The sequence below is a fragment of the Chitinophaga sp. XS-30 genome, from assembly GCF_008086345.1.
In the GTDB taxonomy this organism is placed as follows: domain Bacteria; phylum Bacteroidota; class Bacteroidia; order Chitinophagales; family Chitinophagaceae; genus Chitinophaga.
On record NZ_CP043006.1, the window covers coordinates 2,001,301 to 2,013,999 of the forward strand.

The following is a 12,699-nucleotide window of genomic DNA, read 5'->3' on the forward strand; positions in this document are numbered from 1 at the left end:
CTCTTCACCTCACTACCCTGAAAACCGGGTAACGCATAAACCCCGGTTCATTCCACGGAGAACTGCGATATACAAAATTTAACTGCGCCTGCGCACTGCTGGCGAAAGTACTATCTTCCGCACGCCGCTTTTCCAGCTCCTTTTTCACTTCCGGATGATTTCGCAAAAACTCCCCGGCGGTATCTTCAAATACATAGGTTGAATATCCTTCCTTCTGGCCGAGTATGGCGTCAAAGAAATTCCAGGCAAAGAAAGAATCGCCGCCTGTGGGTTCCAGTGTTTCCATGAGGTAGCGGTTGGCTACCTGGTTCATGGGGATATAATGATCACCTTTCAGGAATTTGATCTTTTGCTTGCTGGCGGAGACTTTTACACCGCTGTGGAGGTAGTGTTTCTCATACGGCCGTTGCGCTGTTTTGTAATCCTCTATTTTGTAGGTTTCCACTTCTATGGTGGTGTCCCGCTCCAGGCGGCGCATCTCCACACCGTTGTTTTGCAGCAATTCCGTAACGGCCCACCATCCCTGCGGGATGATATAAGCTTCGGGTTTGGAGACGAAGCTGCCTTCTTTGAAATGATTGTAGATCCTGATCTGCCTTTCGTACGGCCTGTTGCGGTCGTAATACAGCCGTGGGAGGCCGGAAACTTCGCTGGGTTTGCGGCCTGCCGCATACCCTTTGAAGGTAAAGAGATCATACCGGCTCATGTCCGGCTCCCAGCTGAGCGGGAACTGCTGTTGCGTTTTAACGGCCTGTTTGGTCTGCTCACGCAGTTGTTTGATCCGGGCGCTGTTCTCGCTGGTAAAGCTGATGAAGCATTCCATAAGGGCGTAGGTGGACTCCACGCGTTGTTTGTAGGGCTTCAGCATGTGGGTTTCCGGTACAAAACCGAAAGTATGGAAGAGCGTGGTATAACCGCTGGAATAACGGGGGCCGTCTGCATAAGCCACCCAGCCGCTGTCCGGCGTATTGCCGAAGTGGTTCACGTAGGGGATCAGGTCATATCCTTTTTCCTTCATTTTTTTGTAAAGCGCCGGTTCGAAGGTATCATGAAGGAAAGCGCCCATGGGGCCGCCCAGTTTGTTGTGCTGGGTGGATAATAATGTCATAATATGTTGATAGTCAGCGCCATTACTCACATGGTTGTCGATGAACACATCCGGGTCGGTCATTTGATAGATCTGCTGGAAAGCCCGGGCATTCCGGGAGTCAGCTTTAATGAAATCCCGGTTCAGATCGAGGTTCTGGGCATTGCCCCGGGACCCGAATTCCGCCGGACCGTTCTGGTCCACCCGGTAATAAGGGCTGCGGTTGAGCGATCCGCCGATATTGTATATGGGAATGACGGCCAGCACGACGTTTGCGGGCAGCTTTTTCTTCCCCTCGGCGAAGTCCCGCAGCAGCAGCATGCTGGCGTCAATGCCATCGGGCTCGCCGGGGTGGATACCGTTGTTGATGAGGATGATCCGCTTGTTCTTCCGGCGGACGCTTTCGAAGCTGAAATCTTTGTCCGGGGAGAGGATCACCAGGTGGAGCGGGTAGCCGCTGTCGGTTTGACCGATAGTTTTCATCTGCAGTTGCGGATAACGTTTCACCAGCCGCTGGTAATAGGCGATACATTCCTGGTAGGTGACGGTTTCCCGGCTGTTGGTGCGTTCGTATTTGGTGGTGAAGTCCTGTCCATAGGATGAAAGGGCAAGGCAGGACAGGATAAGCAGGCTGCAGAGTGTTCTCATATGCGGGTTGAAGTCGCTGGTTTGGAAAGATGTTGTTTATCGGAGGGCTAAAGTACGTAATATGACAGGGATATGGAAGCAGGGGAGGATAAATCACTGGCAATCAATAAAAAAAAGCCCTTCCCTTTTCAAGGAAGAGCCGTACTATCTTTTAAGCAGCAGCAGAAAATCAGGCCACAGCCAGGGTGTTCACCTTTTTAGCAAGCTTGCTTTTCAGGTTGGCAGCCTTGTTTTTGTGGATGATATTACGTTTTGCCAGTTTGTCGATCATGGAGAGTACTTCCGGTAAATCCTTGTCAGCAGCTGATTTATCAGTCAGCTTCTTCAGGTCCCGTATGGCATTACGGGTCGTTTTACCGTAGTAACGGTTACGCTCATTACGCTTTCTGCTCTGACGTACGTCTTTTTTCGTTGCTTTATGGTTTGCCATTTTCTAAATTTCAAGTTTCGGAGGGCAAAGGTAAGGTTTATCTTTTTATAAACAAAAATAAAAGCCGGTATTTCTGTTTTCCAAAGATAACAGCAATACGGCAAGATCGCCTTAAAGATATAAAATTACTTTTATATAAAGTAGTGTTTTTTCGGTGTTTTTAATCAGAAAACACCCATGTTAAATGCCTGAAAATCCCAAATCTTTAGCGATATTTGCAATCCCGTATCTTATTTGCAGGTCTAACATGAGGTCGGGCATCAAAAGAGGATGAAATTGAATCGAAGACCAAGCTTAAATTTCGTTGTAAATGAAGGACTTTTCGTTTGTCACCAACTCGCACCCGGCTTATATTGAATCATTGTACCAGGAATACCGCAAAGATCCGGCTACTGTGGATCCGGAATGGATCAAGTTTTTTGAGGGTTTTGATTTTGCGGTGAGCAATACCAACGGGAAAGCGGTTGCAGCGGGGGATGCTGCGGGCATGCCGGTGAGCAGCGAACAACTGGTAAAAGAGCTTGGCGTGTACCGACTTATCAAGGCATACCGTAAAAAGGGCCACCTCATTGCCAAAACCAACCCCATCCGCGAAAGAAAAGACCGCCATGCTAATCTCGACCTTAAATATTTCGGCCTTTCCGATGCCGACCTGAAAACCGAGTTTTTTGCCGGCCAGGTGGTCGGTCTCGGCAAAACCACGCTTGAGAAGATCCTGGACCGCATGAAAAGTGTGTACACGGCTTCCGTGGGCATGGAATTCGGCTATATCAACGACCCGGCAAAAGTAGAATGGTTGCAGAAGGAAGTAGAAATATCTTTCAGCAAGCCGCTCAGTACGGAAACGAAGAAACGCATCCTTTACAAGCTGAACCAGGGGGTGATGTTCGAGAAGTTTCTGCACACCAAATACATCGGCCAGAAGCGTTTTTCCCTGGAAGGAGGAGAGGCCACCATCCCCGCACTTGATGCCATGATCAATACTGCCGCTGAATATGGGGTGCAGGAAGTGGTCATCGGTATGGCCCACCGCGGCCGCCTCAATGTGCTGGCCAATATCCTTGGCAAAACATACGAGCAGATATTCTCCGAATTTGAAGGCACCGCCGTGCCGGATACCACCATGGGCAGCGGGGACGTAAAATATCATCTTGGCTTCCGTGCCAGCATCGATACGCCCGCAGGCAAGGAGGTCAATCTCCAGCTCGCCCCCAACCCTTCCCACCTGGAAGTGGTGGATCCCGTAGTGGTGGGCTTCGCCCGCAGCAAGGCGGATGTGATCTATAACAGCGATTACGACAAGATACTGCCCATCCTCATCCATGGCGATGCCGCCATTGCCGGTCAGGGTGTGGTATATGAAGTGGCGCAGATGAGCAAGCTGAGAGGCTACTACACCGGCGGCACCATGCATTTCGTTATCAATAACCAGATCGGTTTTACAACGGATTTTGAAGATGCGCGTTCTTCCGATTATTGTACCAGCGTAGCCGCTATTGTGCAGGCGCCGGTATTCCATGTGAACGGGGATGATGCCGAAGCGGTCGTTCGGATCGCTGACCTGGCTACCCGTTACCGGCAGGAATTCAATTCCGATATTTATATCGATATGGTCTGCTACCGCAAACACGGGCATAATGAAGGGGACGATCCCAAGTTCACGCAGCCGGCCCTCTATGCGGCGATCGATAAACATCCCAACCCGCGCGAGGTGTATTCCCAGCAGCTTATCGCTCATGGCGATGTAGATGCCGCCCTCGCACAGGAAATGGAAAAGGCTTTCTGGGCGGATCTTCAGGAACGCCTGGATGAAGTAAAACAACATCCGCTCCCTTACAAATACCAGCAGCCGGAGCGCTGGTGGCAGGAGTTGCGCAAGGCTACGCCGGAGGATTTCACAAAATCGCCGGACACCGCCATTACACCGGAGCAGCTTCAGCAGATATTCAAGGCGATGATGACCATGCCCGAAGGCTTCAAACCCCTTCGTAAAGTGGAAAAGCTGCTGCAGGACAAGCAAAAGCTGTTCGACGGGCAGGGTATGCTGGACTGGGCCTCCGGGGAACTGCTGGCCTACGGAAGCCTCCTGCTGGAAGGTAAGGACGTCCGGCTCAGCGGGCAGGACGTGAAGCGGGGCACTTTCTCCCATCGCCATGCTGTGCTGCGCAGTGAGGAAACAGACGAGGAGCATAACCGCCTCAGCAAGATCAGTGAGGACCAGGGCAAATTCCGCATATACAATTCTCTGCTCAGCGAGTTTGCCGTACTGGGTTTTGAATATGGTTATTCCATCGCCAATCCCAACGCGCTCACCATCTGGGAAGCGCAGTTCGGGGATTTCATGAACGGTGCGCAAACCCTTATCGATCAGTTCATCACTTCAGCGGAAACCAAATGGCAAAAACAGAGCGGCCTCGTGATGCTGCTGCCACACGGTTATGAAGGGCAGGGGCCGGAACACTCCAGCGCCCGTCTGGAACGTTTCCTGCAGCAGTGCGCCGAATACAATATCTTTATTACGAATTGCACCACCGCCGCCAGCTTCTTCCATGCGTTGCGCCGTCAGCTTGCCGAGCCGTTCCGCAAACCGATGATCAACTTCTCCCCCAAGGCCAATCTGCGGCATGCCCGCAGCTATAGTCCCGTTGCCGATTTTACGCAGGGCGGGTTCAGTGAAGTGCTGGATGATCCGTTCATTACGGATGCATCCCGCGTGAAGAAAGTATTGCTGTGCAGCGGAAAGATGTATTTCGACCTGAGCGAGAAACAGATCAAGGAAGACCGCAAGGATGTGGCGATCGTACGGCTGGAGCAATTGTATCCGCTTCCGGTGAACCAGCTGGAAGGCATACAACAGAAATATAAAGGCGCCACCTGGTTCTGGGTACAGGAAGAACCGCTCAACATGGGCGCCGCCAGCTTCCTGCAAATGAACCTGAAACAGTTCAATTACGGCGTGATCAGCCGGAACCCCAGCGCCGCCACCGCTACCGGTTATGCAAAAGTGCATGCGCAGGAACAGCAGGAAATCATAGACACAGCTTTTAATATTTAAGTAAAAAATTGAAAGTAAAAAGCGGACAGATAATTAACTTTTTACTTTTTCACTGGAGGGTAAACACATGATAATCGAAATTAAAGTTCCTACGGTAGGAGAATCAATCAGCGAGGTCACCATCGCCAAATGGCTGAAGAAGGACGGGGATTTTGTGCAGCAGGATGAAGTTTTGTGTGAAATGGAGTCAGAGAAAGCCACTTTTGAGCTGAATGCTGAAAAGCCCGGTGTGCTCAGCATCAAGGCCGAAGAAGGCGCCACCCTCAATATCGGTGATGTGGCCTGCACGATAGATACAGATGCCGCCGCTCCGGCTGCAGCACCCGCCGCCGCTCCTGCCGCAGCAAGTGCGCCCGAAACAAAGGAACCGGCCGCCGCACCGGCACCGCAGGCTCCGGCTGTCAACAAAGGGACGATCGATATCAAAGTGCCCACCATCGGGGAATCCATCAGTGAAGTAACGCTTGTAAAATGGCTGAAGCAAACGGGTGACTATGTAGAACGGGATGAAGTACTGGCAGAAATGGAGTCTGAAAAAGCCTCCTTCGAACTGCCCGCAGAAGAAGCCGGGGTGCTGAAAACCCTTGCCAAAGAAGGCGATACCCTCAACATCGGGGATGTTGCCTGCCAGGTAGACACTTCCGCCCCACGCCCCGCAGGCAAGGCGCAACCTGCGCAGCAACAGGCCGCACCGGCTGCAAAGCCCGCACAACAGCAGGCGCCGGTAACCGCCATCCCCAACGATATTAAAACAACGCCCGTAGCCGCCGCCGTGATCGCAGACAAGAAAGTGGACCCCGCCTCCATTAAAGGCAGCGGCACCCATGGCAAGATCATGAAGGACGATGTGTTCTCCGCCCTCTCCAACCCCGGCGTGGCCATCGGCCAGGAGCTGTTCACCCGCAACGAACGCCGGGAAAAAATGAGCAATCTGCGGAAAACCGTATCCCGCAGGCTCGTGGAAGCCAAGAACACCACGGCCATGCTCACCACTTTCAATGAAGTGGATATGACCAACATCATGGCCATCCGCAGCAAATACAAAGAAACCTTCAAAACCGCGCATGGTGTGAACCTCGGCTTCATGAGCTTCTTTACCAAAGCTATATGCTACGCCCTGCAGGAATTCCCCGCCGTGAATGCTTATATAGATGGGGAAGAGCTCGTGTATCACGATTATTGCGATATCTCCATCGCCGTATCCGCGCCAAAAGGACTGGTAGTGCCCGTGATCCGCAACGCGGAGAGCCTGGGCATGGCCGATATCGAGAAGAAAGTAGTGGAACTGGCTACCAAAGCCCGCGACAATAAGCTCACCATGGATGAGATGACCGGCGGTACGTTTACGATCACCAATGGCGGCGTATTCGGTTCCCTCATGAGCACGCCCATCATCAACATTCCGCAATCCGCTATCCTTGGTATGCACAAGATACAGGAACGCCCGGTAGCCCTTAACGGCCAGGTGGTGATTCGCCCGATGATGTATGTGGCCGTGAGTTACGACCACCGCATTATCGATGGCCGTGAGTCCGTAAGTTTCCTCGTGAAAGTGAAAGACCTGCTGGAGAATCCCGAGCAATTGCTGTTCGGTAAAGATCCGGTAAAAGCTTTGCTGAAAGTATAAACTGAACATATCCGGCCGCATACTGCGGCAGGGCTGTTTCAAAAGTGATCGGTCCGCTTTTATGCGGATGTCCGGTGAGGAACTTTTCGCTTTCGCGATGCACAAGTTCATCAGTTACTTTTGAAACAGCCCTTTTTTTATTCCCGCATCCGGAAGAGAAAGTTCCTGTTGACAGGTTTTTGTTCCGGCATTTGGAGAAGAAAGTTCCTGTTGACAGGAATCCCTGTCCTTTCAGCATATTCCGGAGCCTGACGAAAACACGGTTATTGCTTCTTGAACCGGTCATTCCCGCCAACGATATCAAACCCGTTCCCGCCTTTTTCAAAACGCAGCACGAAAGAAAAATCCAGCACGAAGAACTCATGATGGCTGGTAAAATACATGGCGACCGGCTCTCCGCCATCTATGCTGATGTGCAGTTGTCCGTTGACCAATGTGGTCACCAGCGTGGTATTCCCCAGCTTGTAAGTGCCGGTATATTGCTGCAAAGTGTCCGCAGGCACTTGTATGGGCTTCATTTTCCGGGGCTGGTAGAAATCACTCCAACCATAAGTGCGCCCGATGCTCCTGATCACCTCCCAGGCCACATCAAAATTATCCGAATTCACCATGATCACGAATCCAAAGCCATCATCCAGACTGCCGTAATAGGTGCTGCGGAAACCTTCATTTCCGCCGTTGTGACTAAAGTAGCTGTGCTGTTTTTCTTTCAGGATGAATACGCCCAGTGCGGCCGATTTATCGATATACGGCGTCAGGCGTGTTTTGGTCATCGCAGGAGAGAGTACTTTGGAGGATTTGCCTGCATAGGAAAGTTGTGTTTCGATGATGTATTTAGAAAGATCGGTTGGTGTTGTCCATAATCCCGCGGCAGCCATTTCAGGGTAAGTGTGGTATTTCCCCGGTACGGGTTTCCCGTTGGGTTTGTAGGCAGTGGCCAGCCACGCTTTCTTATCTGCCGGCGCGGGCTGGGTGTAGAAGCTTCCGGTCATGCCCAACGGGTCGAGCACCTCGCGTTGCAGGAACGCATCATATTTTTCACCGGTGATCTCCGTGAGCATCAGTTGCGAGACGGTAGTGCCGCCACCGGAATACTGCATCCGTTTGCCAGGTGCGAAGGCGGGTTTGACTTCCGGGGAGTTGGCGGGCTTCCGGCCGCTGAGGATCTGCACAACAGCAGGCAGCGTATCCGTGGACGTATATCCGCGGAAACCATGCACGGTAAGCCCGGCCGTATGGCTGAGCAGGTTCCGCATGGTGATCCTGCCGGAGTCTGCGGATGGATGCCAGCTTTTAAGGTAAGTATTGATATCCTCGTCCAGGTCCAGCCGCTGCTGTTCCGCCAGTTTCAATATTGCCATACCATTCAGTGACTTGCTGATAGACGCTGCCTGGAAAAGCGTTTGAGGCGTTACCGGTCTTTTTTCTTCCACATCCGCCCAACCATACCCGCGTGCCCATTCGATCTGGTAATCCCGGATAACGGCAATGCTGATGCCGGGAGTTTTGTAATGGCGCATGCGCTCCTGCAACGTCCATTTAACAGGCGGCTGGCCTTCCAGTTCAGCCCAGCTGGCGAGATTGTTTTCTACCTGCTTTATTTTGTCCTCTACTTCTTTAGTGTATTGCTGTGCCGTTGCAGGGATGTACATACAGGCCAGCAGCAGGGGGAGGATGAAGAGTTCTGGTTTTAACATAGCCATAAACTACACTTTTTCCGCCATTGATTTCCGGAGTTGTGATGAACGGGGCGCTTTATGGTGCGAACAATTATCTTTGCCTGATGACGCGCTGGGAAAACTATATTATTGCTGCCGAAAAGATCATACAGGGGTACAACGGCACACTGCCGCTCCACCATTACCTGAAAACCTTTTTCAAAGCGCATCCGCATATGGGGAGCCGGGACAGGAAAAGGGTGCAGCAACTGGTGTATCATTACTTCCGTATAGGCCGCCTGGAAGCGGCTTTGCCCTTGCGTGAAAGAATACTGCTCGGCACTTTCCTCTGTGAACAGTCGCATGATGAACTGCTGGCTTTTTTCAAGCCGGAGTGGAATGATGCAGTATCTCTGCCCTTGAAGAAAAAGCTGGCGCAGACAGGTGGTGGCAGCCATACGCTCCGGCATCTTGCGGAGACGATATTCCCTTTTTCCGCGCATCTGTCCGGCGGCATCGATCCGGATATTTTTTCCTTTTCTTTTCTGCAGCAGCCGAAATTATTTATCCGCATGCGGCCGGGGAAAGAAGCCGCCATACGTCGTTTGACGGATAATGCCGAAATGATCGGGACAAATACGCTGGCCTTCCCCAATGGCACAAAAATAGAAACGCTTATCCCGGATAAAAGCTGGTATGAGGTGCAGGACCTGTCCTCACAGGAAACCGGGCTTCGCTTCCGGCCGAAAGCCGGGGAGCATTGGTGGGATTGTTGTGCGGCCAGCGGAGGGAAATCCATTCTCCTGCACGATCTGCAGCCCTCCATTCATCTTTTTGCCAGCGATGTCCGCGCCAGCATTATCGAAAACCTGCGCAAACGCTTTGCGGAAGCCGGTATCAAAAATTATAACGCAAAAGTGATCGACCTCACGGGTCCCGGTTTACAAGCTTCACTGCCGCGCACCCGCTTCCCGGGGATCATCCTGGACGCGCCTTGCAGCGGTTCCGGTACCTGGGGCCGCACGCCGGAGAACCTGTGTTATTTCCGGGAGGAACAGATCGCAGCCTATGCCGCGCTTCAGCGGCAGATCGCGCGGAACGTGGCGCCCTATGTTGCACCTGGCGGCACACTCATTTATATCACCTGTTCGGTTTTCAGAGAGGAAAATGAAGAGACTGTGGCGTTCATCGAAAAGGAATGCGGATTGACAGTAGTGGAAAGCGGAGTGATCAGCGGATATCAGCGGCAGGCGGATACGATGTTCATTGCGGTGTTTGAGCGGAAGAATGTTTGATCGGGAAGGGAAGGCCGGAAGCAAAAATGATCCGGACAACCGCAGGCTCCAAATAAAAAAAAGGGTGCATCGGTCTTGATACACCCTCTTCCAGTACAGTATTTTTCGGTTACCGGCGGATGATCCCGCCAGCCAGCACATCATCCCCTTCATAGAAAACGGCAGATTGCCCCGGAGCGATGCCTTTCACCTGTTCGTAAAAATTCACTTTGGCCGTGCCTGCTTCAATGCCGTTGTACACATTGGCCAGCGCACCTTTATCCTTATACCGGATCTTCACCAGGGCTTCCATCCCTTCGGGAAGATGATCATATTTCACGAAATTGATGCCGCCGACGTTCATCACGCTGCGGTTCAGCTCATGTTCCTCTCCCAGCACTACGGTATTGGTTTCCGGGATGATCTCGGTCACAAAAACGGGCTTGCCCAGCGCAATATCCAGCCCTTTCCGCTGCCCGATGGTATAGAAAGGATAGCCTTTATGTTTGCCCACGATCGTGCCGTCCGCCAGCACGAAGTTGCCCCCGTTCACTCTTTCTTCCAGCCCGTCCACTTTCCGCTTCAGGAACCCGCGGTAATCATTGTCCGGCACAAAACAGATTTCATAGCTTTCCGCTTTTTTAGCCAGCTCCGGGTAACCGAAATCCATGGCCATCTGCCGGATCTCCGTTTTGCGGTAAACGCCCAGCGGCAGGAGGGTGCGTTTCACCACATCCTGGTCCAGCCCCCAAAGCACATAACTCTGGTCCTTCGTCTCATCCACCCCGCGGCTGATCACCCCCCGCCCGTTCTCCACGCGCAGGCGCGCATAGTGCCCGGTGGCAATGAATTCGCAATCCATGGCATCCGCCCTTTTCATCAACGCGCGCCACTTGATATGGGTATTGCACAGCACACAAGGGTTGGGCGTCCGTCCGGCAATATATTCATCCACGAAATTGTTGATCACAAAATCGCCGAACTCATCCCTGATATCCAGGATAAAATGCGGAAAACCATGGTGCACGGCAGCCGCACGGGCATCATTGAAAGAATCCAGGTTGCAGCAGCCCGTTTCCTTTTTGGAAGGACCGGCCGAGGCGTAATCCCAGGTCTTCATGGTGATGCCCACCACTTCATAACCCTGCTCATGCAGCATAAGGGCAGTGACCGTACTGTCAATCCCTCCGCTCATGGCTACCAACACTTTTCCATGCTTGCTCATCTTTTCATGCTTGTTAAGGCTGCAAAATTACTGAAATCCTGCCAAATGCTTATAGATACTCACAATACGGCTATAGATCGGCCATTTTTGCAAAATCTTTGCTAATTTGTCAAAAATCCGGATTGCTAATTATATATTTATCGATGATTAGCTATGTTATTTAATAAATTTTCCATGCATGCTGCCTAGACTTAACAGACAACACGTTGTGAACCATCCCGCTTTGGGAATATCAGAAGATCATTTTCAATATCCTGAAAAAGTGCTGCAATTCGGTACCGGCGTATTGTTACGCGGACTGGTGGATTACCTGGTGGACAAGGCCAATAAAAAAGGCCTCTTTTCCGGCCGGATCGTTGTGATCAAATCCACCGAAGGGGAAGCCGGCGCTTTTGCCGCGCAGGACGGACTTTTTACCACGCACATCAAGGGTGTGGCGCAGGGGAAGCCTGTTGATCAGTACCTGGTGAACGCTTCTATTAGCCGCGTATTGCAATCGAATGCAGAATGGGAGGCCATTCTGGAAACGGTTGCCCAGCCAGCATTGGAGATCATCGTTTCGAATACCACGGAAGTAGGCATTCAATATGTGGAAGAGGATATCGCCGCTGGTGTACCGGCATCTTATCCCGGCAAGCTGCTCGCCTTGCTGTATGAGCGCTACCGCAGGTTCAACGGGGACCCGGGGAAAGGCTTCGTGATCATCCCCACGGAACTGGTGGTGGATAACGGTCAGCTGCTGCAGGAGATCGTGCTCAAACTGGCGGCATTCAACAAGCTGCCGGAAGAGTTTGTCAGCTGGATCAAAACGGCCAATCGTTTTTGCAGTTCACTGGTAGACCGGATCGTGCCGGGGAAGCCGAAAAACCTCAGCGAATGCTGGAAGGAAGCGGGTTATGAAGATGAACTGTGGATCGATGCGGAACCTTTTCTGCTCTGGGCTATCGAAGGTGACGCGGCGGTTGCAGAAAAACTCTCGTTTCAGCAGGCGGATGAAAGGATGCTGATTGCGCCGAGCATTACGCCTTACCGTGAGCAGAAACTCCGCATCCTGAACGGCAGCCATACCGCCGCCGTTTGCCTCGGTTATCTCTCGGGGCTGAATACGGTGTACGAATGCATGCAGGACGCCTTCATGAATAACTTCTTTAAAAAGGCGGTCATGGAAGAGATACTGCCTACGCTTTCCGCACTGGGTCCGCAAACGGCCCGGTTTGCGCAGGATGTGCTGGACCGTTTCGCCAATCCTTCCATAGAACATAAACTGCTCAGCATAACTTTCCAGACGAGTTCCAAGATGAATGCGCGCAATGTGCAGACCATCCTCCGGTATCACGATGCAAAAGGGCTGCTGCCCGAAAGCATCTGCCTGGGTTTTGCCGCCACATTGCTGTTCCTCAAACCGGCGCAGGAAGTGAATGGAAAGTTCAAAGGAGAGCGCAAGGGTGAATATTATGGTATCAATGATGACAACGCCGCCGTATTCGCAAAATACTGGCAGGCCGTTTCATCGCCGGAGTATGCGGAGGTTGCGGCAATGGTGAATGCTGTTTGCGGGGACAGGAAACTATGGGAAACTGATCTCGCCAAACTGCCGGGCTTCACGGATGCAGTGGCCGGCCACCTGACAGGTATGATGAAACACGGCGTTAAGGCATACATCGCCAATTATTCCAGGGTTATATAAGCAGCGTT

At 52.1% G+C, this 12,699-nt stretch carries 8 protein-coding genes; 4 read left to right on the forward strand and 4 right to left on the reverse strand.

Annotated elements, in window-relative coordinates; translation table 11 throughout:
* Positions 1 to 4: 4 nt before the first annotated feature.
* Both FW415_RS08275 and rpsT read right to left on the reverse strand, forming a co-directional pair.
* Complete coding sequence (locus tag FW415_RS08275; RefSeq protein ID WP_148383792.1) at positions 5 to 1,735, reverse strand: M14 family metallopeptidase; 1,731 nt, start codon at positions 1,733 to 1,735, stop codon at positions 5 to 7.
* A gap of 169 nt (positions 1,736 to 1,904) precedes the next feature.
* Complete coding sequence (rpsT, locus tag FW415_RS08280; RefSeq protein ID WP_148383793.1) at positions 1,905 to 2,165, reverse strand: 30S ribosomal protein S20; 261 nt, start codon at positions 2,163 to 2,165, stop codon at positions 1,905 to 1,907.
* A gap of 310 nt (positions 2,166 to 2,475) precedes the next feature.
* On the opposite strand from rpsT, the gene FW415_RS08285 reads away from it, so the two are divergent.
* Both FW415_RS08285 and odhB read left to right on the forward strand, forming a co-directional pair.
* A complete protein-coding gene (locus tag FW415_RS08285) occupies positions 2,476 to 5,220 on the forward strand; it encodes a 2-oxoglutarate dehydrogenase E1 component (RefSeq protein WP_148383794.1) in 2,745 nt (914 codons plus the stop codon).
* 67 nt (positions 5,221 to 5,287) lie between these two features.
* A complete protein-coding gene (gene odhB / locus FW415_RS08290; RefSeq protein WP_148383795.1) occupies positions 5,288 to 6,847 on the forward strand; it encodes a 2-oxoglutarate dehydrogenase complex dihydrolipoyllysine-residue succinyltransferase in 1,560 nt (519 codons plus the stop codon).
* A gap of 263 nt (positions 6,848 to 7,110) precedes the next feature.
* Here odhB and FW415_RS08295 read toward each other — a convergent pair whose 3' ends face one another.
* Entirely contained in the window at positions 7,111 to 8,544 is a 1,434-nt protein-coding gene (locus FW415_RS08295; RefSeq protein ID WP_168208732.1) for a serine hydrolase, read from the reverse strand.
* 86 nt (positions 8,545 to 8,630) lie between these two features.
* On the opposite strand from FW415_RS08295, the gene FW415_RS08300 reads away from it, so the two are divergent.
* The gene (locus tag FW415_RS08300; protein ID WP_168208733.1) at positions 8,631 to 9,800 is read left to right on the forward strand and encodes an RsmB/NOP family class I SAM-dependent RNA methyltransferase; all 1,170 of its coding nucleotides are present in this window, start codon (positions 8,631 to 8,633) and stop codon (positions 9,798 to 9,800) included.
* A gap of 109 nt (positions 9,801 to 9,909) precedes the next feature.
* Here the strand turns inward: FW415_RS08300 and mnmA are convergent, their stop codons facing one another.
* Positions 9,910 to 11,004 (reverse strand): tRNA 2-thiouridine(34) synthase MnmA, encoded by a 1,095-nt coding sequence (gene mnmA / locus FW415_RS08305; RefSeq protein WP_148383798.1) that lies wholly within the window; start codon positions 11,002 to 11,004, stop codon positions 9,910 to 9,912.
* Between the two features lie 178 nt (positions 11,005 to 11,182).
* On the opposite strand from mnmA, the gene FW415_RS08310 reads away from it, so the two are divergent.
* Positions 11,183 to 12,691 carry a tagaturonate reductase gene (locus tag FW415_RS08310; protein WP_148383799.1) on the forward strand — a complete coding sequence of 503 codons (1,509 nt, stop codon included), beginning with the start codon at positions 11,183 to 11,185 and terminating at the stop codon, positions 12,689 to 12,691.
* Positions 12,692 to 12,699 lie beyond the last annotated feature (8 nt).